Source organism: Tanticharoenia sakaeratensis NBRC 103193 (assembly GCF_000963885.1).
In the GTDB taxonomy this organism is placed as follows: domain Bacteria; phylum Pseudomonadota; class Alphaproteobacteria; order Acetobacterales; family Acetobacteraceae; genus Tanticharoenia; species Tanticharoenia sakaeratensis.
Genome location: NZ_BALE01000002.1, coordinates 15,736 through 38,431, shown reverse-complemented (window position 1 = coordinate 38,431; position 22,696 = coordinate 15,736). Strand labels below are relative to the sequence as shown.

At 65.4% G+C, this 22,696-nt stretch carries 24 protein-coding genes and 1 other RNA gene; 17 read left to right on the top strand and 8 right to left on the bottom strand.

The features are described 5' to 3' along the window. The first annotated feature begins 71 nt into the window (after window positions 1-71). Window positions 72-1,004, top strand: a complete 933-nt coding sequence (locus B8446_RS00365) for a Dyp-type peroxidase (protein WP_048846058.1) — start codon at window positions 72-74, stop codon at window positions 1,002-1,004. Window positions 1,005-1,030: 26 nt separating this feature from the next. On the opposite strand, the gene B8446_RS00360 is transcribed toward B8446_RS00365, so the two are convergent. Continuing rightward, complete coding sequence (locus B8446_RS00360) at window positions 1,031-2,290, bottom strand: MFS transporter (RefSeq protein ID WP_148505772.1); 1,260 nt, start codon at window positions 2,288-2,290, stop codon at window positions 1,031-1,033. Between the two features lie 307 nt (window positions 2,291-2,597). On the opposite strand from B8446_RS00360, the gene B8446_RS00355 reads away from it, so the two are divergent. From B8446_RS00355 to B8446_RS00325, 8 genes are all read left to right on the top strand, one after another. Continuing rightward, window positions 2,598-4,196, top strand: coding sequence for an APC family permease (locus B8446_RS00355; protein ID WP_048846054.1), 1,599 nt, complete (start codon window positions 2,598-2,600; stop codon window positions 4,194-4,196). A 71-nt stretch (window positions 4,197-4,267) separates the two neighbouring features. Next, on the top strand, window positions 4,268-5,860 hold the full coding sequence (locus tag B8446_RS00350) for a flavin monoamine oxidase family protein (RefSeq protein WP_048846052.1): 1,593 nt from the start codon (window positions 4,268-4,270) through the stop codon (window positions 5,858-5,860). Continuing rightward, entirely contained in the window at window positions 5,853-6,254 is a 402-nt protein-coding gene (locus tag B8446_RS00345) for a c-type cytochrome (protein WP_048846170.1), read from the top strand. Before B8446_RS00350 ends, B8446_RS00345 begins: the two co-directional genes overlap by 8 nt. 34 nt (window positions 6,255-6,288) lie before the next feature. Beyond that, window positions 6,289-6,744: a c-type cytochrome gene (locus tag B8446_RS00340; RefSeq protein ID WP_158507502.1), complete on the top strand. Its 456-nt coding sequence runs from the start codon at window positions 6,289-6,291 to the stop codon at window positions 6,742-6,744. A gap of 87 nt (window positions 6,745-6,831) precedes the next feature. Then, complete coding sequence (locus B8446_RS16505; protein ID WP_241767559.1) at window positions 6,832-7,497, top strand: catalase; 666 nt, start codon at window positions 6,832-6,834, stop codon at window positions 7,495-7,497. Further along, window positions 7,494-7,997 (top strand): catalase family protein, encoded by a 504-nt coding sequence (locus B8446_RS16500; RefSeq protein ID WP_241767558.1) that lies wholly within the window; start codon window positions 7,494-7,496, stop codon window positions 7,995-7,997. The genes B8446_RS16505 and B8446_RS16500 overlap by 4 nt, the downstream gene beginning before the upstream one ends. Continuing rightward, window positions 7,994-8,551: a cytochrome b gene (locus B8446_RS00330; RefSeq protein WP_048846051.1), complete on the top strand. Its 558-nt coding sequence runs from the start codon at window positions 7,994-7,996 to the stop codon at window positions 8,549-8,551. The genes B8446_RS16500 and B8446_RS00330 overlap by 4 nt, the downstream gene beginning before the upstream one ends. A 56-nt stretch (window positions 8,552-8,607) precedes the next feature. Continuing rightward, window positions 8,608-9,603, top strand: a complete 996-nt coding sequence (locus B8446_RS00325) for an aldo/keto reductase (RefSeq protein WP_048846048.1) — start codon at window positions 8,608-8,610, stop codon at window positions 9,601-9,603. A gap of 147 nt (window positions 9,604-9,750) precedes the next feature. On the opposite strand, the gene B8446_RS00320 is transcribed toward B8446_RS00325, so the two are convergent. The 4 genes from B8446_RS00320 to B8446_RS16190 all read right to left on the bottom strand — a co-directional run bounded on the left by B8446_RS00320 (window position 9,751) and on the right by B8446_RS16190 (window position 11,650). Further along, window positions 9,751-10,143 carry a VOC family protein gene (locus B8446_RS00320; RefSeq protein ID WP_048846046.1) on the bottom strand — a complete coding sequence of 131 codons (393 nt, stop codon included), beginning with the start codon at window positions 10,141-10,143 and terminating at the stop codon, window positions 9,751-9,753. Between the two features lie 49 nt (window positions 10,144-10,192). Further along, the gene (locus B8446_RS00315) at window positions 10,193-10,726 is read right to left on the bottom strand and encodes an SspB family protein (protein ID WP_048846044.1); all 534 of its coding nucleotides are present in this window, start codon (window positions 10,724-10,726) and stop codon (window positions 10,193-10,195) included. A 153-nt stretch (window positions 10,727-10,879) separates the two neighbouring features. Beyond that, window positions 10,880-11,213, bottom strand: a transfer-messenger RNA (tmRNA) gene (ssrA, locus tag B8446_RS00310). 221 nt (window positions 11,214-11,434) lie between these two features. After that, window positions 11,435-11,650 (bottom strand): hypothetical protein, encoded by a 216-nt coding sequence (locus B8446_RS16190; RefSeq protein ID WP_048846042.1) that lies wholly within the window; start codon window positions 11,648-11,650, stop codon window positions 11,435-11,437. 292 nt (window positions 11,651-11,942) lie between these two features. Here B8446_RS16190 and B8446_RS16670 point away from each other — a divergent pair, with 292 nt between their 5' ends. The 7 genes from B8446_RS16670 to B8446_RS00270 all read left to right on the top strand — a co-directional run bounded on the left by B8446_RS16670 (window position 11,943) and on the right by B8446_RS00270 (window position 17,917). Further along, entirely contained in the window at window positions 11,943-12,074 is a 132-nt protein-coding gene (locus B8446_RS16670) for a hypothetical protein (RefSeq protein ID WP_264921656.1), read from the top strand. A gap of 68 nt (window positions 12,075-12,142) precedes the next feature. Next, window positions 12,143-13,060 carry an FAD-dependent thymidylate synthase gene (gene thyX, locus B8446_RS00300; RefSeq protein ID WP_048846040.1) on the top strand — a complete coding sequence of 306 codons (918 nt, stop codon included), beginning with the start codon at window positions 12,143-12,145 and terminating at the stop codon, window positions 13,058-13,060. Further along, window positions 13,029-13,292: a hypothetical protein gene (locus B8446_RS00295; protein WP_048846038.1), complete on the top strand. Its 264-nt coding sequence runs from the start codon at window positions 13,029-13,031 to the stop codon at window positions 13,290-13,292. The genes thyX and B8446_RS00295 overlap by 32 nt, the downstream gene beginning before the upstream one ends. Before the next feature lie 62 nt (window positions 13,293-13,354). Beyond that, complete coding sequence (locus B8446_RS00290) at window positions 13,355-13,807, top strand: MarR family winged helix-turn-helix transcriptional regulator (RefSeq protein WP_048846036.1); 453 nt, start codon at window positions 13,355-13,357, stop codon at window positions 13,805-13,807. Window positions 13,808-14,366: 559 nt separating this feature from the next. Then, the gene (locus tag B8446_RS00280) at window positions 14,367-15,596 is read left to right on the top strand and encodes an MFS transporter (RefSeq protein ID WP_048846032.1); all 1,230 of its coding nucleotides are present in this window, start codon (window positions 14,367-14,369) and stop codon (window positions 15,594-15,596) included. A 90-nt stretch (window positions 15,597-15,686) separates the two neighbouring features. After that, on the top strand, window positions 15,687-17,036 hold the full coding sequence (locus B8446_RS00275) for an FAD/NAD(P)-binding protein (RefSeq protein ID WP_048846031.1): 1,350 nt from the start codon (window positions 15,687-15,689) through the stop codon (window positions 17,034-17,036). Continuing rightward, entirely contained in the window at window positions 17,033-17,917 is an 885-nt protein-coding gene (locus tag B8446_RS00270; RefSeq protein ID WP_048846029.1) for a LysR family transcriptional regulator, read from the top strand. The genes B8446_RS00275 and B8446_RS00270 overlap by 4 nt, the downstream gene beginning before the upstream one ends. A 225-nt stretch (window positions 17,918-18,142) precedes the next feature. Here B8446_RS00270 and B8446_RS00265 read toward each other — a convergent pair whose 3' ends face one another. Continuing rightward, window positions 18,143-19,045, bottom strand: coding sequence for an MBL fold metallo-hydrolase (locus B8446_RS00265; RefSeq protein ID WP_048846027.1), 903 nt, complete (start codon window positions 19,043-19,045; stop codon window positions 18,143-18,145). 52 nt (window positions 19,046-19,097) lie between these two features. Next, the gene (gene crcB / locus B8446_RS00260) at window positions 19,098-20,261 is read right to left on the bottom strand and encodes a fluoride efflux transporter CrcB (protein ID WP_084711931.1); all 1,164 of its coding nucleotides are present in this window, start codon (window positions 20,259-20,261) and stop codon (window positions 19,098-19,100) included. A gap of 181 nt (window positions 20,262-20,442) precedes the next feature. Here crcB and B8446_RS00255 point away from each other — a divergent pair, with 181 nt between their 5' ends. Next, on the top strand, window positions 20,443-20,907 hold the full coding sequence (locus B8446_RS00255) for a nuclear transport factor 2 family protein (RefSeq protein ID WP_048846164.1): 465 nt from the start codon (window positions 20,443-20,445) through the stop codon (window positions 20,905-20,907). 603 nt (window positions 20,908-21,510) lie between these two features. Here B8446_RS00255 and B8446_RS00250 read toward each other — a convergent pair. Beyond that, window positions 21,511-22,692 (bottom strand): family 20 glycosylhydrolase, encoded by a 1,182-nt coding sequence (locus B8446_RS00250; RefSeq protein WP_158507501.1) that lies wholly within the window; start codon window positions 22,690-22,692, stop codon window positions 21,511-21,513. Between the last annotated feature and the right edge of the window lie 4 nt (window positions 22,693-22,696).

The following is a 22,696-nucleotide window of genomic DNA, read 5'->3' as shown; positions in this document are numbered from 1 at the left end:
TCTCCTGTGGCCGCTGGCACGGTATGGCGCATGCATGCGCTCTATTCGAATGACAGGAGAGTCCCACCCCTATGGCCACCCCGACGCCTCAGGCTGTTGCAGCCCCCCTGACACGCGCCGCGATCTTCCTGGTGCTCACCATTTCACCCGGGGCCGAGGCCGAGCATGCCGTCAAGGATATGTTCGCAGACCTGTCGGCGCTGCGCCGCACCGTGGGATTTCGGGATCTCAACGGGCAGTTGTCCTGTGTGCTCGGTCTTGGATCGGCGGCCTGGGACCGCCTGTTTCCCGGCCGGCGGCCGAAGGAGCTGCATCCGTTCGTGGAACTGCACGGCGTGCATCATGCCGTTTCCACGCCGGGCGATCTTGTGTTCCATATCCGTGCGGTGCGGCAGGACATGTGCTTCGAGATGGCGGCACTCATCATGGAGCGATTGCGCGCCTTCACGACTGTCGTCGACGAGGTCCAGAGCTTCAAGTATTTCGATGACCGCGACCTGATCGGCTTCGTCGACGGCACGGAGAACCCGGAAGGCGCAGCCGCTGCTGCCGAGGCGGCCCTGATCAGCGATGAAGACGCGGACTTCGCGGGCGGCAGCTACCTCGTCATCCAGAAATACCTGCACGATCTCGATGCGTGGAACACGCTGCCGATCGAGACGCAGGAAAAGATCATCGGGCGGAAGAAGCTCTCGAACGTGGAACTCGCGGATTCGGCGAAGCCGCCATACGCCCACAACGTCCTGAATACCGTCACCCGGGACGGCCGGCAGATCAGCATCCTGCGTGACAACATGCCGTTCGGTGAGCCCGGCCGTGGCGAGTTCGGCACGTATTTCGTGGGATATGCACGCTCCGCCTCGACCACGGAGGAGATGCTGCGCAACATGTTCATCGGGAAGCCGGAAGGGAACTACGACCGTCTGCTGGACTACAGCCGCGCCGTCACCGGCTGTCTGTTCTTCGTGCCCACGGCGGATTTTCTGGACGCCGTGCAGGCCTGACGACCAAAGCGGGCCTGAATGCCGGTTCAGGCCCTGCGTTCCATCAGCCCCGAGCGACGCCCGAGAATCCCGACGGCGACCAGCAGCGTCGGGATCACGAGGAGGCTGAGATAGCCCGGGATCATGGGGTCATGCAGCCGCCGGATCGCCCAGGTGACGGCAGGCGTCGTCGCCCCTCCGAACACCGTGACCGCCAGCGTGTAGGCGAGGCCGAACACGAAGGCGCGTGATCCGGCCGGGATGGCCCCCAGCATGACGGAATACATCAGCACGGAAATGACAGCCGATCCGCTGAACATCGCGATGTTCAGCACGACCTGGCTGAACAGCCCCGGGCTGTGGACGGCAAATCCGTAGGCAGGGTAGGCGGCCAGGGCATAGAGTGCGCCGAACGGGATCAGGATCGCCCAAGGATTGAGGCGCAGGAACGCCCAGATCGAAAACGCGGTCGCGACGATCCCGAAGACCATACCGATGGCGCCTGTCGCCATGCCGATACGGGGCGACAGGTGCAGCGCCGTGATCGCATAGGAGACACCGAAGGTGCGCAGATAGGTCGTGATCGTGCCGCAGGTGACGATCAGGAACACGAGCGCCACGTTGACCGGGTCGATCCGGCCATGGGTGTGCGGCGCATGGGCAGCGTGATCGTCCTTCTGAGCGCGACGCAGGTAGATCCCGGCCGGGACGACCAGAAGGCCGCAGGCGAACGGCACACGCCAGCCCCAGGCATAGAGTGCGTCATGGTCGAGCCCGAATGACAGGCCCAGACCGATGCTGACGGCGACCAGGGAGGCGATCATCTGCGTCGTCGGCTGCATCGCGGCGTAAACGCCGGCCATGCGTCCCGATCCGAGGGAATACAGGAAATCCGTGGCCGGACCGACTTCACCCCCTTCGGAAAACCCCTGAATCAACCGGGCGAAAACGATCAGGGCCGGCGCCGCGAGGCCGATCGTCGAATAGCCCGGCGTGCAGGCGATGATCAGGGCGCCGCATGCCATCAGCGAAAGCGTCAGCGTCAGGGCCGCGCGATTGCCGCGCCGCTCCGCGTAGCGTCCGATCACGATGGCGCCCAGCGGGCGGGCGAGAAAGCCCGCACCGAACGCCATGAAGGCGCCCAGCAGTCGCGCCAGATCGTCATGCCCGGGGAAGAACGCGGCCCCGATCATGGAGGCGAAGAACGCGTAGGCCACGAAGTTGTAGAATTCGAGGAAATTGCCGACTGATCCGGCCGCAACCGACGATGTTTTCGACGCAATTTGTGTCCCGGCCGTGTCCGTCATTCCGAAATCCGTCCGTTCCGGCCGTGGAGAGGTTTCCCCGGCCGTCATGAAGTCAAAACGATACGTAGTCCTGTCCGGAGCGGTCAACGCATGAGCCGCGCATCCGGATCAGACTGCTATGCGCAAACGGAAGACGGGCGTCCGCGCCGCGAGCATCCTGTCATCGTCCGGCCGAAAGCTGCACGGGTAACGCTGCGTAAAGGCAATGGATTGGCACAACCCATCCGGACCGGCATGGTTGACCGGCTCGGTCGGCGCATGCGGTCCGCATCGAAGCGCGGATATGAACAGGGAGCCATACGAACGCATGGGCGAAGGACACATCGGATCAAACGGGCCGCAGGCGCCGGGCGCCCTGGTGCGTAGCGTCGGGCGCTGGCCGCTGCTGTTCACGGGGCTTGGCGCCATGATCGGGTCCGGCTGGCTGTTCGGGGCGGCCCGCGCGGCCGCGCTGGCGGGTCCGGCGTCCATGTTCGCCTGGGTAATCGGCAGTATCATTGCTCTCTCGATCGCGGCACTGGCGACGGAACTCGGGGCGATGTTCCCGGTCGCAGGCGGCATGGTGCGCTATGCGCAAGTGACCCATGGGCGCCCGTTGGGGTTCCTGACCGCCTGCGCGAACTGGATCGCGATTACGTCCGTCATCCCGATCGAGGCCGAAGCGTCGGTTCAGTACATGAGCGCCTGGCCGTATCCGTGGGCCCATGCGCTGTATCGAAACGGCACGCTGACACCCGAGGCGCTCGTCATCGCAGGCGCGCTGGTGGTCGTGTATTTCCTGGTGAATTACTGGGGCATGCGCATCTTCGCCCGCGTGAACGCGGCCGTGACCGTGTTCAAGCTGTTCGTCCCCTGCGCCACGGCGCTGACCCTGCTGGCGGTCGCGCTGCATGCAGGCGTGCATCCGATGGGACCGTTCCTGCCATACGGGGCGTCGGGCGTGCTGACGGCGGTGGCGACCTCGGGCATCGTCTTTGCCTATAACGGCTTTCAAAGTCCGTTGAACCTCGCGGGAGAGGTGCGCGATCCGGGGCGGTCCGTGCCGTTCGCGACACTCGGGTCAGTCGGCGTCGCGACAATCGTCTACCTGCTGCTTCAGGCGGCGTTTCTCGTGGCGGCACATCCCGGCGCCGGCGGGTGGGCGTCTCTCGATCTGGCCTCTCCGTTCGCCGATCTTGCGCTGTCGTTCCAGCTCAACGGGATCGTGGCCCTGCTGTATCTCGATGCATTCGTTTCTCCCAGCGGCACGGGGGCGACCGACATGGCGACGAGTGCCCGGCTGACACTTGGGATGCAGCGCAACGGCACGGCGCCTGCGGTGTTCGGTCGCACCCATCCGCTGTATCACGCGCCGCGTCCTGCCTTGTGGCTCAGCCTGATCGTCTCGTTCGTACTGCTGTATTTCTTCCGGGGCTGGTCGATCCTGGCAGGTGCGATCTCCGTCTCGGTCGTGATTTCCTATCTGATGATCCCGGTCTGCGCCGTGGCCTTGCGACGCAGGCTGCCGTCTCATCCGAGGCCGTGGCGGTTGCGCGGGATCGCGGTCATCGGCCCGTTGAGTTTCGTCTTCGCGTCCTGGCTCCTCTACTGGGCGTGCTGGCCCCTGAGCGCCGAAGTGATCCTGCTCGTGCTGGCCTGTGTGCCGCTCTATCTCTGGGTGCGGGCCAAAGATCCCTGGCGGGTGCATCGCGATGCGGTCCGCACGGCCCTGTGGTTCCCGGCCTACCTGATTGCAATCGCCGTCCTGTCGTTTGCCGGAAGTCCGCAGTTCGGCGGCCGCGGCTGGATTGCCTATCCGTGGGATCTCGCGGCCGTGGCCGCCGTGGCTCTCGTTTTCTTCCGCTGGGGGGTGGCGGCATCATTGAGCAATCCGGATCTGGAGTGCCTCATCGAGCCGGAAGTCTGAACCGGCGGGCTTGATTTCCGGGGGCGACCCGTGCCTGCTTCCAGATCGCAACGATTCCGCAAGGATGGGACATGACGGATCGAACCGGAACGCGGCGCGGTTTCCTGCGCAGGCTGGGCGCCGCGGCCGGTGCGTCCGCCGTGTATGACGCAATGCGCACGCTCGGGCATGCGGCCGAGAGCGACTTCACGCGCGTGCCGCCTCTGGCCAAGCCCGATGGGCGAACGTCGGTTGCGGTTCTGGGCGCGGGGCTGGCAGGACTGGTGGCGTCCTACGAACTGTCCCGTGCCGGATATGACGTGACCGTGCTCGAATATCAGGCGCGGATCGGTGGGCGGAACATCACCCTGCGGGGCGGCGACCGGCTGGTCGAGATGGGCTCGCCCGCGCAGGACGTGCATTTCGCGCCGGGCAATTACTTCAATCCCGGCCCGTGGCGCATTCCTTATCATCACGCGGGCCTGCTGCATTATTGCGCAACCCTCGGCGTTGCGCTCGAACCGTTCGTGGAGACGAACTACAACAGTCTCCTCCACAGCGCGGCGCATTTCGGTGGCAGGCCACAGCGATATCGCGACGTCGCAGTGGATTATGCGGGCTATACGGCCGAACTCCTGACGAAGGCCATCAATACGCAGGCCCTCGAGACCGGCCTGTCGCGCGACGAACGGCGTGACGTGCTGCAGGCCCTGCGCCTGACCGGTGCGCTCGACCCGTCGGGCCAGTATCACGCGAGCGACGCGATGGCGCTGACCCGCGGGTATGCGAAGGAGCCGGGGGCGGGAGAGAACGGTGCGCCGGTGCCATCCAGGCCCTTGCCGCGTGGCGAACTGATGGCGTCCGGCCTGTGGCAGGCGATTGCGTTTCATCAGACATATGAGATGCAGACCACGATGTTCCAGCCCGCGGGCGGGATGGACATGATCTCGCGCGCGTTCATCCCGCATGTCGGCCATCTGGTGCGGCTGAAATCGCAGGTTGCGGCAATCCGGCAGGATGAGCATGGCGTTTCTGTCGACTATACGCGTCTGGAAGATGGAACGCGCGCGACGCTGCATGCCGATTTCTGCATCTGTGCGCTGCCTTTGCCGATCCTCGATCAGCTGTCGTGTCAGGTCTCATCGGAACTGAAGGCGGCGATCGGCGGCATCGCCTACCATTCCTCCGTCAAGATCGGCCTGGAATTCCGGCGGCGGTTCTGGGAGCAGGACGACGCAATCTATGGTGGGATCAGCTTCACCGACCAGACGATTTCGCAGATTTCCTATCCGAGCCACGGCTATCTGTCCCGCGGGCCGGGCGTCCTGCTGGGCGGCTACATGTTCGGCGAAAGTGCGATGTACCTTGCCGGCATGACGCCCGCCGAAAGGATCGCGCTCGCCCGAAAGGAAGGTGCTGCGATCCATCCGCAATATGACAAGGAATTTTCCAACGGGGTGTCCATCGCATGGAGCCGCGTGCCGTGGACTCTGGGTTGCTGCAGCAACTGGAGCGATCAGGCGCGCCAGACGCACTACAGGAACCTCGTGCGGATGGACCGGCGTGTCGTCCTTGCGGGCGAGCATGCCTCCTATGTCGGCTGCTGGCAGGAAGGTGCTGTCCTGTCCGCGCTCAATGCCGTAACCCAGGTTAACGCTCGCGCGCATGGCGGCCAGCATGCGTAAGTCCGCAGCTCTCCTCGGACTGGTCTGCGCACTCTCCGCAGCCCCATCGGCGCGCGCCGACAGTGCGACCAGTGCAGGGGCCGCGACCGGAGCGCTTGCAACGTTGCGCGACGGCGGGCAGATCTATGCGCATGTCTGCCAGGGCTGTCATATGCGCGACGGACGCGGCGGACTGGGTGCCGGAGCCGCAATTCCGGCGCTCGCGGGGAACGGCAAGCTCGAGGACGCCTCTTATCCCGCCTATATCGTGCTGCATGGCGAGGGAGGCATGCCCGATCTCGATACCATGCTGACGGACAAGCAGGTCGCAGCGGTCGTGAATTACGTCCGCACGCATTTCGGCAATCACGCGCCGGATCAGATTGATGCTGCGACCGTTCACGATATCCGCTGACCCGCAGAAGAACTTGAAGAAGGATATCCACATCGTGAAACGTTTGCTGACGGCTGCCCTTGCGCTGTCCTTCATCTCGTCCGCGCATGCGGCACCTGATGGGGCCGCGCTGTATGCCGCGAAATGCGCCATGTGCCATCAGGCCGATGGCCGCGGCATTCCGGCCCAGTACCCGCCGCTCGCCGGTCGGGTCGCAACAATCGCGTCGAACGACCAGGGCCGCGCCTATCTCGGCCATGTGCTGATCAACGGGATGACCGGGATGCTCCGGATCAACAATGCGACCTATGTCGGATACATGCCGTCATTCCGGGCGCTGACGGATGCGGACATTGCTGCCGTCCTGACCCATGTCGCCTCGCTGGGTGCAACCGGGAACAAGGCGACAATCGATGCCGATACGGTTCATGCCGCGCGCACGCCGCCGCTGAGCCCGACGGCTGTCAGCACGGAACGGCGCGGGCTCGTCGCAGCCGGTATCGTGCCCTGACGCACGTCGAACGCGCGATCGTGTCTTGACGAAGACGTGTCTGCGCAATGAACGTGCGAGACGGTTCCGGACGCCGGACAGAATGGCGTGCCGGACCATGAGACCCAGATCATGGTCGATCCGCGTTCCCGTGCCATCCCGCCGCTCGATCGCAGGACGCTGCCGCGCCTTGCGCTGATCGCGGGTGTGGTCGGCGTGCTTTCGCTGGGCTTTGCGGCCGCGGCAGGCTGGCTTTCGCCGCAACGGCTTACGCCCGCGCGGGTCATGACCGTGTTCTATGACACGAGCGGCTATCATGCGGGCTTTCGACGCAATCACGCGCGCGGTGTCTGCGCCACGGGCTGGTTCGAGCCATCGGCTGCGGCGCGGACGCTCTCGCATGCGGACGTTTTTCGCCTGACCCGCACGCCGGTCGTCGCGCGGTTTTCGCTGGCCGGCGGCGCACCGTTTCAGCCCGATACGCCGAAGGATGTTCGCAGTCTGGCGCTTCGTCTGATGCCGCCCGATGCCGCTGAATGGCGCGCCGGAATGATCGTCCTGCCCATTTTTCCGGCGGCGAACGCGAAGGAATTTGCCGCCCTGACGAAGGCGACGGCCCCGCCCCCCGGCGGCGCGCCCGATCCCGGCCGGGTTCAGGCCTTTCTGGCGGGACATCCGACCGTGGCGGCGGCCCTTGGCTACATCAAGGCACATCCGCCGGGCACGGCTACCTTTGCCGACGGCACCTATAACGGCCTCGATGCCTCATCATGACGAATGCCGAGGGTGTCAGCGTGCCGGTACGCTGGACTTTCCGTGCCGATCCCGCCAACGCGACCACAGGGGCGCCGGCCACGGGGCTGGTTTTCCTGTTCGAGGATCTTCTGACAGCCCTGCGGGCGCATCCGCTGCACTGGCAGATGATGGTTACGGTGGCCGATCCGACGGATCAGACCGCCGATCCCAGCCGAGCCTGGCCCGACGACCGACGGCAGGTCGATGCCGGTGTCCTGACGATCAATGCGGCGCAGAGCGAGGATGGCGGCCCGTGTACCGGCATCACGTTCGACCCGTTGATCCTTCCACCCGGGATCGCGGCATCCGATGATCCGATCCCGTCCGCGCGCTCTGCATCCTATGCGCGGTCCTTCGCCCTTCGCTCCGGTGAGGCAAAGCCGCCGAGCGCCGTGACGCCTGCGATCGTCGCGGCCGCGACCGGACCATCGGGCGCTGACGCGGATACCGGCGCGACGACCCGGAGTCCTGCGCCATGAGGACTAATCGGACGCCCACGCGGTTCTCGGGGATCGCGCGACTGTTGCACTGGTTCATGGCCGCGATGATCCTCTGCATGTTGTTTCTTGGCGTCTTCATGGCGGGCACCGTCGGGCCGGCCTATGCCACCTCTGTTGCCATCCATCGGCCGGTCGGCATCGCCATTCTGGCACTCGCGCTTATCCGGCTGGTCAATCGTCTGATCGTCCCGCAGCCGGCGCTGCCTGCCAGCCTGCCGCGCGCGCAGGCGCTGGCGGCAAAAGCGTCCCATGTCCTGCTCTACACGCTGATGATTGCGATGCCGCTGATCGGATGGGGAATGCTGTCGGCGGGAGCCTACCCGGTCGTCATGTGGGGCGGCGTTCATCTGCCGCCGATCCTCCCGCATGATACGGCGTTGTTTGCAGGTCTGCGTCGGGCCCACACCGTGCTGGCCTGCACCCTGTTCGCAACCATCCTGGTCCATATCGCAGCGGCCCTGCTGCATGGCCTGATCCTGCGCGACGGCGTGTTTCCCGCCATGGCATCGCTTGGTTCCCGCCACCGGGCGTGACGAACCCTGCGCGTGATGCCTATGATCGCGCCTGATCGAAAAACAGGAGATGCGTCATGGATTATGTGAAACTCGGGCAGACGGGTCTGGATATCTCCCCGGTCTGCCTCGGCTGCATGACATTCGGTGATCCCGATGCCGGAGCGCATCCCTGGACGAAGCCGGAGGCGGAGAGCCGCCCGATCTTCCGCCATGCGGTGGAACAGGGGATCAACTTCTTCGATACGGCCAACTCCTATTCCGCAGGCACGTCCGAGGAGATGGTCGGACGGTTCCTGAAGGAGTTCACGAACCGAGACGAGGTCGTTCTGGCGACCAAGGTGTTCTTCCCGCCGGGTGCCCTGGGCGGCGAGCGTCGGCCGAACGGGCAGGGACTCTCGCGCAAGGCGATCTTTCAGGCCATCGACGCGTCACTGCGCCGGCTGGGTGTCGATTATGTGGATCTCTACCAGATCCATCGCTGGGACGCGGCGACCCCGATCGAGGAAACCATGGAGGCGCTGCACGACATCGTGCGTGCCGGCAAGGTGCGTTATCTGGGCGCATCGTCGATGTATGCGTGGCAGTTCGCCAAGGCGCAGAACGTGGCCGAGCGTCATGGCTGGACCCGCTTCGTGACCATGCAGAACTATCTAAACCTGCTGTATCGCGAAGAGGAGCGCGAAATGATCCCGCTTTGCCGCGATCAGGGCGTGGGCCTTCTGCCCTGGAGCCCTCTGGCACGCGGAAAGCTGACCCGCGACTGGGACGAGCAGACCCAGCGGGCCGAAACCGACCAATATGCGAAATCGCTCTACGCCCGCACGGACGATGCGGATCGCCGCGTGGCCGAAGCCGTGGCGAAGGTTGCTTCGGCTCGCGGCATCCCCCGTGCGCAGGTGGCACTTGCCTGGGTCATGCAGACGAAGGGCGTCTCCGCCCCGATCGTCGGGGCATCAAAGACAGGCCATATCGACGATGCGATCGCAGCTTTGTCGGTGCGTCTGACGCCGGACGAGATTGCGGCGATGGAAGCACCTTACGTCCCGCACGAAGTCACAGGCTTCGCCTGAGGCCCAAGTTCCCGCGTTTCGCTACACGTGAAGGCGCTCGTCAGGCCGAGCGCCGGGATGCCGGGGCGTTCATGAAACAGACGAACGGGCCGGGGTTGGTTGCGGCCCTGACCCGTTCCGCCTTGTTGATGCCTGCGACCGACGCGTTCAGCCCTGGTAGGAAGCGATCTCGACCAGATTGCGGTCGGGATCGAGGCAATAGACGGATGTGGTCGGCCCGAGCGCGCCCAGACGTGCGACGGGCCCTTCCACGACCTGCACGCCGCAGCTTTCCAGATGACGGACCACGTCGTCGCTCGCAATCGCCGTCACGAAGCACAGATCGCTCACGCCCGGGCGCGCCGCCTCGGCGGTCGTCCAGCCTTCGCTGCCTTCGGGACGGAGATTGAGCTTCTGCCCGCCAAAGCTGAGTGCCACGCGATTGTTGCGCCCGTATTCCTCGATTTCCATGCCGAGCACCCGTTGGTACCACGATGCGGAGATATCGCGGTCACGAACGGTCAGCACCAGATGATCGAGCCGGTCGACGGTGAAGCGCATGATGTCTCCTCAGGGCACGCGGGGCTTCGGATAGGAGCAGGGGGCGCGGTCAGTCGCGGCCCGGGGGCTTGCGGCGGAACGCATCGAGGCTGACGACCTGCGCGTCCTCGGGTGGCTCCTCGGGGGCTGGGCTTTCGGCCTCGACCTCGGGCGCGCCGTCATCCCCTTCGTCATCGAAATCGTCTGCATCGCCCTGAAAGCGCATGGCGACGCGCACGTGCGGATCGGCGAACGCCGTCACGGCCCGCACCGGGATCACGAGGATGCTGCCGACACCCCCGAAGGACAGGCCGACCGAGATCGTCTCCGCGTCACGATCGACCGCCAGGTCCCAGAACTGGTGCTGCAGCACGATCGTCATCTCGTGCGGATACTGCGCGCGCAGGCGCTGCGGGATCACCACGCCCGGCGCATCGGTCCGGAACGTCAGGTAGAAGTGGTGTTCGCCCGGCAGGCCGGCTTCGGCCGCGTGCTCGATCGCGCGGAGCATGACCTCGCGATAGGCATCCTCGACCCACTGGTCATAGGGGAGAAGGCTCTCCGGCACGTCCGCGTCGAACTCTGGGGGCTGGTCGTCGGTCATGCCTCGGTATCCATTGGTGCTCTCATGCCCGAAAGCCATGCGACAGATGTCGGGACGTGACAAGTCTCGCCGTGCTCAGGGCCCTGGATCAGAACCGCCGGCATGCCATGCCGGTTCCGCATTGCGTTGGTCGATGGAGAGGAAATGGATGAAAGTGGGAGGGCTTCTGTTGCCCGGTGCCCTCCCGAACCGCGCTTATCGCTTATGCAGCGACAGCGAGCACCTGCGAGTTATCGTTGGCACTTGTGATTTAGCCCGATGACGGTGGTACAATGCCGGGCAAAAGCTGCGTCTTTACCGTGCGCGTCGAGCCTGTTTCGTCCCCATGCTCCACGCTCCCCGAAGGGATTGCGGAGAATTTGGTGGAGACGCCGGGCACTGCCCCCGGGTCCGCAACACTTATTCCACACAACGTTTATCGCCATAGCCAGGGCTTGCGCCCCAGGCAGGGAAACATATAGGGCCCGGTCCCTCCCGGCGCAAGGTGCCCGTCGGACAGGTTATCGGCAGGGGTGCGCTGCGAACCGTGAAGCGCGGGGCTCCGCATGGGCCCGGTTGTCCTCCTATGAAGGCTGTATCGCTCGATGAGGACGTTCGCACTGATGTACACTGCTGAGAGGGCGTCAGTAACGGCTGTCACTCGCGTTCTGTCCGAGCCAGGGCATCTCCATGATCGTGAAACGACTGTTGCCCTGCGCGCTGGACGCGTCACCCGTCGTGCTCTGGTGAGTATGTCTGCCGCCGCTGGCTGCCGTTCGGCATCGGTGCGGCGCACTGGATACAGATCCGGGCAACGAGAACGCGGTGGCCGGGCGCTGCAAAGGCGTTTGCCGCCGACGCAATGATCTGGCGCGGCGTGGTCCCGAAGGTGCGCGGGAACGCGAGGAATTGCTGGACCGTCTTGAGGAGTGTGGCGACGAACATGCGCTGAAACCGGGTGCAGTCTCAGGCTCCTTGCCGCTGCGTGGAGAGTGCCGGCCGGTTGGGTGGATGCTGTCGATCCGTGGCGCACGCACGATTAGAGCGGTAACGGTCCCGACGGACTGAGGGACAGCATGCACAGGCACGGCGTGGCGGACCGCGCAATGTTGATCGCCGACATGCGCGCGTTGCCGTTTTGCGACGACCGATTCGACGGGGCGTCTCGCACCTGCGGTCCATCATATTGCCTGCGCCGAGGGGCATGGGCAGGCAGCCATGAAGATCGCGCGCGCCGGTGCCGGGCGACCGGATCCTGATCGAGGATATCAGCCACGCTGCCACCTGTGCTGCCGTTCTGCGCGAGCATGGATTGGCCGTGACGCTGGAACGCGGCCTGTCCGACCGGCTCCGGAGCGTGCCCAGGTGAAGCGCGACCTGACCCTTTCGCCTGCTGGCTGGATGGCGTGCGGCACCTCCTCATGTTAGGACGGCCCCATGCCGATCTCAGCCGAACAACGCGCCGAAATCGACGCACAGCGCGTCGCCCATCACACCACGCTGCGGCCGACCGTGCCCGCGTTGGAATCGCTGCTGTACACGCCGTTCGAGTTGCTCGATCACGGCTTTCTGCGCGTGATCGACTACATGGGCGATGACGGGGCGGTCGTGCAGGCGGCGCGCGTGTCCTATGGGCGCGGCACGAAGAAAGTGTCGGAAGACGCGGGCCTGATCCGATATCTGATGCGGCATCGTCATTCGACGCCGTTCGAGATGTGCGAGATCAAGTTCCATGTGAAGTTGCCGGTCTTCGTGGCACGTCAGTGGATTCGCCACCGCATGGCGAATGTGAACGAGTATTCCGCGCGCTATTCGATTCTCGATCGTGAGTTCTATCTGCCCACGCCCGAGCAGGTCGCCGGTCAGAGCCGCAGCAACCGCCAGGGCCGGGCGGATGCGCTGGATGCCGATACGGCGGCACGTGTGCTCGACATGCTGCGGGCGGATGCGACACGCTGCTTCGACGACTACGAGACGATGCTCGATCCGGACGGCATCGGGCTCGCCCGCGAACTCGCGCGGATGAACCTCACGCTGAATACCTATACCCAGTGGTACTGGAAGACGGATCTGCACAACCTGATGAACTTCATCGGGCTGCGGGCGGACCCACACGCGCAATACGAAATCCGTGTCTATGCCGACGTGATGCGCGATATCCTGCGGGCCTGGGTGCCGGCGACAGCAGACGCATTCGAACAGTACCGCCTAGGTGCTGCGACCTTCTCGAAGGGCATGCTCGCCGTGCTTCGACGCAGGCTGGCGGGCGAGACCGTGGCGCAGTCCGATTCGGGTTTGAGCAAGCGCGAATGGGAGGAAATGCATGCGGCCCTCGGGTTCTCCGCCGAAATCTGACAAGGCGCCCGCCTCCGATCTGCCCACTTCCGATCTGGACGAGGTGATGCGCGCGGGCGACCGCGTGCCGATACCGACCGGTCTGCCGAGCTTCCGCGCGCCCATTATCGCGGCCATCATGGCTGTCGCGATCTGGGGCGGGATCGCCCTGTTCTGGCCTGTCCCCAAGCGCGTGCCGCTGCGTCTGTGCAGGCATGACGTGCAGACCACGTCCTGCGTCGTCCACCACTGACGTCCTGACCAAGGCGCTTGACCAGCCATCAGATATGAAGGAAACCTTCTCAGGTTAGCTTCATGTCGAGGGCCCGCTGCATGATCGTCGATACCGAGCCGGCCGCCATCGCATCCGGCCTGCGCGCGGCACTCGGAGCCCTCAAGCGTCGCCTTCGTGCACAAGGTGCTTCCGACGATCTTTCGTCCGCACAGATCGCGCTGCTGAGCCGTCTCGATCGTGATGGACCCGCGACCGTGACCACGCTCGCCCAGGCCGAAGCCATGCGGCCGCAGTCGATGGGCGCGCATGTCGCGAGTCTGGAAGCGCGCGGGTTCGTGCGGCGTGAGGCCGACCCGCAGGACAGGCGCCAGTTTCGCATCGTGATCGAGCAGGCAGCCCGCGATGAACTCGCCCGGCAGCGTACAGCGCGCGAAGACTGGCTGGTGCAGCGGATTGCCGAAACCCTTTCGGAAAGCGAGCGGTCGGATCTCGCGCGGGCCGTTGTTCTCCTCGAACGCTTGGCCGGTATCTGAGGGTGGCGCATCAGGGAGATCATCATGTCGATCACGCTATTCGATGCTGCCAGAGCCTTTATGGTGCCGGTCCTCCGGAAGGGTGCTCATTCGATCCCGATGGCTTGTCTGATCAGCCGTGTCAGGACGGAAATCATACCGCCGGTGAAGGGATCCGATGTGCCGATCTGCCGGTCGTTCTTGTGACTGTGGTCGGAAGGCCGTTCGGGCGTCGCGATCGCAGCGACCGCGTTCTCTGTCCTGCCGAGCGGGCGGACAGTCCGGCCGGTCTGGACGAGATGCCGTCCGATTGTCTCATGCGGATGCGCGCAACTGGCGCAGGCAGCGGCACATATCGGGCTGCACGCGGCGTTTCTCGGATCGTGTCGACAGCTGTGGCGACCAGCGAAACGTGGAACGCCACGTTCCATGAGGCTTGCGCTCCGAATTTCACCATCGGATTGGCCATCGCTGTGGCGGCCGATTTCGATGTGACGATGCCGAATCACACGCTCATGCATCGTTTCCGGAAAATCAGCGCAGCGGAAGCGACCGACGGTGTTCTCGCGCTCCCGAAAGCATGTTCCCTCCAGTGAGCCGTCTGTTCCGCGCCCTTCACAGTCGAAATTTCCGGATTTGGGCTGCGGGCGCTGCCGTCTCCAATGTCGGGACGTGGATGCAACGCACGGCACAGGACTGGCTGGTGCTGACGGAGCTGTCGAATCACGATGCGACGTCGGTCGGTTTCGTCATGGCATTGCAGTTCGCGCCGCAGATCCTGTTCCTGCCTTGGACCGGGTATGCCGCCGACCGGCTTGACCGGCGTCGTCTTCTCATGACGACGCAGGGCTTGATGGGCGCGCTTGCAATCGGTCTCGGGCTCTTGACGGTCGCGGGCGTCGTCCGACTCTGGGAGGTGGATGTCTTCGCGTTCCTGTTCGGGACGGTGGCGGCATTCGACGCGCCGGTGCGACAGACGTTTGTGGCCGACCTTGTGGGCGAGGAGGACCTCGCCAACGCCGTCGCGCTCAATTCGACATCGTTCAACGCCGGGCGGATGCTCGGCCCGGCAGTCGCTGGTCTGTGCATCGCGGCGACCGGATCGGGATGGGCATTTCTGCTGAACGGCGCGTCATTCTTCGCCGTTCTCGTCTCCCTGCGCTTCCTGCGGGTGCATGAACTGCATGCGAGTCGGCAGGCGGCGCGCGGTGCATCGGGTCTGCTGGACGGTTTTCGCTATGTCTGGGCACGGGACGATCTGAGGGCGGCCACGCTGATGCTGCTCGTCATCGGCACGTTCGGGCTCAACTTCCAGATCTACATCGCGACCATGGCGGTCAGCGTGTTCCACGTCGGCGCAACACATTACGGCGCGCTCAACTCCGCCATGGCGGTGGGCACGATCTGCGGTGCGCTGATGGCGGCAAGGCGGGCCCGTGCGACCTTTGCCTCGCTGGCGGTCGGGGCGGCCGCGTTCGGCATCGGCTGCGGCTGTGCGGCCCTCGCACCGACCTATGTCGTCTTTGCGATCGTTCTCGCGGCGACCGGCGTTGCGACCCAGACCCTGACCACGACGTCGAACAGCTTCATGCAGCTTGCGAGCGCGCCGGCGATGCGGGGCCGCGTCATGGCGATCCGGCTGGCCGTGGCATTGGGCGGCACGCCCGTCGGCGCCCCGATTGCAGGGTTCGTGGCCGATCATTGGGGCCCGCGCTGGTCGCTCGCTCTTGCGGCCCTGTCCGGGATCATCGCGGCGGGGATCGCGTTGCGTCACCTGACCCGCCCTCAGCCGTCACGTTCATTCGATTGACGCGAACGTTTCGCCCGAACAGATGCGTTGGATGTTAAAGCGCATGACCTGTCAGTGTCGGGGCCGGTTCATTGATCGGTATGGAGCAGGATGATGACAGCGGACAAAGCGGAGATGCAGGCGGAGATCGCGATCGTGGGCGGTGGTGCCAGCGGCGTCTGCGTGGCGCATGCCCTTGCACGCCGCTACGGCATCCGCGCCGCGATCATCGAGCCTTCCGGGCAGCTTGGGCGCGGTCTCGCCTATGGCACGCTCTGCATGCGCCACCTGCTCAACGTCAACAGCGCAGGCATGAGTGCCGTGGCGGATGATCCCGATCACTTCGTGAAATGGTTGCAGAACAACGGTGATCCGCAGGCCCGGCCCGAGGGATTTGCGCCGCGTCATGTCTATGGGCGCTATCTCTCGTCGCTTGCGGCCGAAGCCGAGCCCGTTCATCTGCGGGCCGCGGCGATTGCGTGGGACCATGACGGGAATGCCGCGCGCCTCGAACTTTCGGACGGTCGCCGGGTCGCCGCGCGCCAGGTCGTGCTCGCGCTTGGCAATTTCGATCCGGCGCCGGTGGTGCGCGTGCCGGACGATGCGGCCCGCCTCTATCACCACAATGCTTGGGACGACGCGTTTTATGCCGATGTGAGGCCGGAGGACCCGGTCATTCTGGTCGGTACCGGGCTGACCGCCGTGGATGTCGTGCTGAGGCTGCGCGACAATGGTCATCGCGGCGTCCTGACCGGGATCTCCCGTCACGGCTGGTGGCCCGCGCGTCATGGCGATGGAGCGAAGCCCTCGGCAGCACCCGATATCGAGCCCGGAACCAGCCCACGCGCGGCATTGCGCGCCCTTCACAAGGCCGTTCTGGCGGGTGCTTCTCCCTGCGCTCTGGTCAGTGCGCTGCGCAGCCGTACGAATGCGATCTGGCTGTCTTGGGACGAGGTTCAGCATCGGCAGTTCCGCCGCCATCTCCAGCGTCGCTGGGACATCATGCGTCATCGCATGGCGCCTGACGTGGCCGATGCCATCGAGGCGGATCAGGCCTCGGGGCGGCTGGTCACGCAGCCGGGGCATGTCGTGGGCCTCGAAGCAGACGACGACATGGCCGTGGTCACCGCGCGGACCGTCGACGGGGAGGCAAAGTTCCGGGCGGCGCGGGTCGTCAACTGCACGGGGCCGAGCCTCAACTATGCGAAGGCCGGATCCCGCCTGTTGCAGACCATGCTGAACCAGGGCGCGATTGCTCCAGGTCCGCTGGGCGGGGGTTTGAACGCAACGCCGGAAGGCTGGCTGATCGCGCGTGACGGGACCGTGGCGACAAGGCTCGCGACGCTGGGGCCCGCCCGTCTGGGCGTGCTGTTCGAGTCCATCGCCATGCCGGAAATTCATGTGCAGGCGGCGGCGCTCGCCGACCGGATCGCGGAAAAACTACGGATCACCGGCACATGACACTGGAGCAGTTGCGTATTTTCGTGGCGGTGGCCGAGCGCGAGCATGTCACCCGCGCATCGGAGGCCCTGTGTCTGACGCAATCCGCCACCAGCCACGCGGTCGCAACGCTTGAGGCGGAATTCGGTGTGCCGTTGTTCAGCCGGGTCGGCCGCCGGATCGTGCTGACGGAGGCCGGGCGTCTCTTTCTGGATGAAGCACGCGCCGTTCTGGCGCGCGCTGCCAGTGCCGTCGAACGCCTGAGCGATTTCGCATCGCTGGGATCGGGCACGCTGCATGTGCATGCAAGTCATACCATCGCAAGTTACTGGCTTCCGGCGCGCCTTAATGCCTTTCGTGCCCGTCACCCGCGCATCGCGATCCGTGTGACGATCGCCAATACCGCCGCGGTCTGCCAAGCCGTGCGCGATGGCGATGCGTCAATCGGTCTGATCGAAGGCGAAAGCGCCGATCCGGTGCTCGAGAGCCAAATGGTTGCGACAGACCGGATGCTGCTGGTCGTGGCTCCTGATCACCCCTGGGCCACGCATCCGCCGCATCCTTCGGATTGGGCAGCCTGCGAGTGGGTCCTGCGTGAGCCCGGATCCGGGACGCGCGCCGTGTTCGAGACAGCAAGCCGGGCGATCGGAGCCGATCCGCAGGCCTTGCGGATCGCGCTCGAACTGCCGTCCAACGAGGCCGTGGCGAGTGCCGTCGAGACAGGGCCGGGGGCGACGATCCTGTCAGCGTCCGTCGTGGCCGGGCGCCTTGAAGCCGGATTGCTTCACGTCGTGCCGTGCATGCTGCCGGAGCGGCGGTTTGCGCTGGTGCGACATCGTGAACGTGTGCCCAGTCCCAGTGCGATCGCATTCGCGGCGCTGCTGAAGGACGCCGGGCCATAGCGTTTCCGAGCAGGCAGGGCAGTGGGTCGGACATCGCCGTTTCGGGACCCGTTCCTGCCCGCCGTGCCCCAAACCTTCTTCCCGGCAGCCCGGCGGGATATTTCCTGCTCGACGGTCTTGCGCAGCGACGAATGGTTGTGAGACGCGCGTCAGTCCCGCAAATGCCGTGTGCGGGCAGGGCCTTTTGCAGATTCCCCGCGCAGTGTCCGTCGAGGCGGGCCCGGCTCAGGAATCGGGATGAGGGCCGAGCGCGTTGAGTGGAATCTTCAGAAACCGGCGTCCCTTCGCATCGGAGACAGGCAGATTGCCAGCGTTGATGTTGACCTGAAGGGCATGAAGGATCAGGCGCGGCATCGGAAGTGCTGCATCGCGTGCGTGCCGGTGTTCGATGAAGCTGGCACGGTCGTAGGTCGTCCAGGGATTTTCACGGCGCTGCTGCGCGACCGTCGTTTCCCAGGCCGGATCGCGGCCACCGTGGCGATAGTCATGACCCGTGAACAGGCGCGTGTCGTCCGGCAGCGCCATGATGGCGGCGATACTGTCATACAGCACGCCCGCGTCTCCTCCCGGGAAATCGGCGCGCGCCGCGCCCGTGTCGGGCATGAACAGCGTGTCGTGAATGAAGGCGGCATCGCCGATCACATATGTGATCGAGCACAGCGTATGGCCTGCCGAAAGCATGATCCGGCCGGACAGCTTGCCGATCGTGAACGTCTCATCGTCGGCGAACAAATGGTCCCACTGGCGTCCGTCGACCGGAAAGTCCGGAATGTCGTAGATCTCGCGCCACAGTTTCTGGACCTCGACCACGCGCGCACCGATAGCCGTGGGGGCGCTGGTTTTTTCGTGCAGATAGGCTGCGGCCGACAGATGGTCGGCATGCGGATGCGTGTCGAGGATCCGGACCAGCCGGAGATTGTTCTTCGCGATGTGAGCGAGAAGGCGGTCTGCGGAATGATGCGCGATCGCCCCTGATTTCTCGTCATAATCAAGTACGGGATCGACCACGACGCAGTCACGCGTCTCCGGGCATGAGACGACATACTGCACGCTGCCGCTGTCGGCGACCCAGAATGCAGCAACATCGGGGGCAAGGCCGGGGACGGCCTGAATTTGCGAGCCAGTCATGCAGCGGGTCTCTCATGGCACGGGGTGTCAGGTCAAATGCACGTGAGGCGGATCAGATCGGCAAAAGCAGCACGGGAAGGGGAGCAGCCTCGAGCCAGTCCGCCGGCACGTCGCGTGGAGCTCGCATCATGACAAGACGGGCACCGGCTGCCTCCGCCTGCATCATGGCATCCTGAACCGTCGCGACCCGATCAAGGGATCGGGGCTGAACTTCGGTGAACGGCGCGGGCCATGTCGAAGGCGCATCTCCGACCGGGATTGCGACCGGATCGTCTGACCGTGCGATCCAGGAGGCGGCCCAGCTGAGCGTGTCGAGATCGCCGGTCCATGCGAGGGCGACCCGCGGGCCGATGGCAGGCTGGTCCGGACCAAGGAGCAGCACCGGGCGACGACCGCGCCGCAGGGCTGCCTCAAGGCGCACGCGCTCATGCATCCCGATCTCGGCACCGGTTTCCAGCATCACGAGCTGCGCCGTGCGCGCGCGCTCCAGAACGGCGGCGCGCCCGTCGCCCCGGATGTCGCGCCAGCGCGCATCATGCCCTGTCCGGCGCTGCGTCGCGATCCAGACATCCAGCGTCGCGCGCATCTGGCCGAGCCATTCGCTGCGGGCGGCGAGGAAAGCCTCGCGGTTCTGGGGGCGGACCAGGGCCTCCAGCGCCTCGTCGCCGGGAAGGGCGCCGGTATCGATCGCCAGAAGCTCGGCGCGGCCGCCAGTCCAGTCCAGAATGCGGCCGGTCTGGGCGAGCGTGTCTGCTGCGCGGGCCGGGTCATGCAGCGTGGTCAGTACCGCCATCTCGCCGTCGATCCAGGTCGGACGGGAGGCGAGCGTGGAGGTGCGCGTCGCCGTCGCAAGGGCATAGCCACAGGCGGTTGCTGCAAAGCACAGCACCATCGACATCGCCACGTTGGCAAATGCCGCAAGTGGGCGGGCGTCGCGCAACAGGTCGACGGTCTGCTGACTGAAAGACGAAAACGTGGTGAAGCCGCCGCACAGGCCGACCAGGATGAAGGCGCGCAGTTCCGGACTTGCCGCGAACCGGCTGTCGGCCGCTGTCAGCATCGCGGCATAGCCGATGACGAACGAACCCGTGATGTTGATCAGGATCGTGGCCCAGGGGAGCGACGTGCCGAACACGCCGGGCCCCCAGGCACTGATAGCCGCGCGCAGGACCGTCCCGATCGCACCTCCGATGGCCACGATAAGATAGACCAGCACCGATAGGCTCCTGTTGTGTCGGACATTGCTTTCGTGTCTCGCAAGGCGAGCGGTCTGGCGCAATAGTCTGTGGCCGCATCTGCGTGCGTTCCAGGCGAGGCGACGCCGTCGTCACGGGTATTGCCCCCGGCCGGGAGCCTCGTCTGATCGATAGAAAATTGACGAAGGCATGGAGAAAGAGATGTCGAAACCCCCAGTGCCCCCGTCCACGGACGAGACGGCGCGCCTCAGGGTCCGGGCAGCCGAGGATGCATGGAACAGTCGCGATCCCGTGCGGGTCGCACAGGCCTACACGCCGGACAGCATCTGGCGGAACCGCAGCGAGTTTCTGCAGGGGCGTGAGGCGATCGTGGCGTTCCTCGAGCGCAAATGGGCGCGTGAGCAGGATTACCGTCTCGCAAAGGAACTCTGGGCATTTCAACAGGACCGCATCGCGGTGCGGTTCGCCTACGAATGGCATGACGAGCAGGAGCGATGGTTCCGGTCCTACGGCAACGAGAATTGGGAATTTGCCGCCGATGGCCTGATGCGCTGGCGGCTGGCATCCATCAACGATGTGCCGATCGAGGAGAGTGATCGCAGGTTGCGCTGGGTCGGGGATCGCCGTCCCGACGACTACGCTTCATTGACGGCACTCGGTCTCTGACGCTGATCTGCGCTGTCGCTTCGAAGGCGACTGTGCAGGCGCTCCCTGTGATGTGGTTTGGCGGTCAGGAACACAGCCGGGTCGCGTGCGCGTCGGCGGCTCCGATGACGACCGTTCGGTAACGTCTTTCCGTGCCGACGCCAGGTAACCGATGTCACAGTGGTAAGAGAGCAGCGCATTGCGGCTTGTTACCCGGCGTTCTGGTCGGCTGGGGCCCGCGCCGTCCGTGGCATGCCTTCGTGTGTTTCGAACCGGACTTTTTTTGCTTCGTAAGTCTGCAGCAGGCTCGAAATAGACAAAGGCATTCTGCTGGGGCATCGACGGCGCGTCCGGCAGTGATGGGAACACTTCCGGAGACGGTGCCCTCATCATCTACGTGTGCCGGCCGCGCCTTGACGGAAGCGGTGAAGATGGCGGGGTCTGCTCATCCAGAATGGTGGGATCGCCCTGTAGCCCGGTCGGCATCGCGCATTGCGGAGGCAGATCCGATGCTGACCGGCGACGTCACATCGCGGGTCGGCACTGCAACATGAAACGGTCTCCGATCTGCAAGAACGATGTCGTCGCGTGCCTTCGTCGATACGAGGTGCCCCCGTCGATGCCTTACTCCAGCGGGCCCGGCTTCAGGATCGTGTTGATGATGGTCGCCCGGCGGGACGCATCGGATGCCGCACCTCCGGACCACATGGCATCCGCCGCCCGTACGTCCCCCGGGGAAACCAGTCCATCTGCCCCGGATGTGATGGCCGCGTGAGACGGCGTCCGAGGCGTATCGGTGACGATCATCGTGCCGCCGTCGCGCTTCAGGCGTGTCGCCAGCCGCTCGCGCAGCGCCGTTCGGGCCGGTTCCGGGGCGCTTCCGAGCGTCATGCCCGGGTCCAGCGCGTGACTGCCGAACAGGCGGCCCATCTCGCCGTACAGCACCAGCAGGAACTGGGCGGTTTCCGGTCGGGCGAGATCAATCGTGTCGTGGCCGAGGTCAGGATAGGCGCTCAGCAGCGTAGGCGATCGGCCGGACAGGTCGATTTCCGGCACTACATGCAGCCCACGTGCCGCCGCATAGTCGATGAGGGCGTGGATCTGCGCGTGCGTGTAGATCGTGCTGCCCGAACCCAGCTTCGGATAACGGCGGCTTTCCACGCGAAACACATCCCCGCGCGCCACGGTCAGGTGCAGGATGTTGAGGCCCAGCAGGGCAGCCGTGTCGATCCGGCGTTCGACGTCCGTCAGACTGAGAAAGCGCTGCGTCACATCCACGCGCAAGGCACGCCATCGCACTTTCGGGCACGCGCTCTGCGTGCCGAATGCCCATCCGCCGCTTCGTGCCGTCAGGGCGAGCGTGCTCATGGCGTGCAACGTACCCAGGGGGCCGGTCGCATGGAGTGCCAGGCCGGCCGCCGTAACGGAGATGCTGTAGCGTTCCGGAACCGTGCCCGGTAGCGCGTCATCCGCGAGACCCTCGCCGATCCCGTCATCCAGCGCCCGATCCTCGGTCACGTCGATCGGAGTCGGATTTTTCGAGCGTGTCAGGCCGTCGGCCGCCGCGCGCCGTGCAAGCGCCCTGTCGAGCCGGGCGAGCGCCGGGTCGAGCTGGGCAGTATGCGGCCCGTGCCAAACGGGGGCGAAGCCCTGGCCTTCGGGAAGCACCGCCGGCGTCTGTATTGCCGTCGCACTTTCTGCCGCGCACGGCATGAGCGCCAGCAGTGATGCCGCAAGCCGGAGGCGACGCATGCGCGCAGGAAGCGCAACCAAAATCCGGCTGGCCGGTTGAATGAGATCGAACATCGTG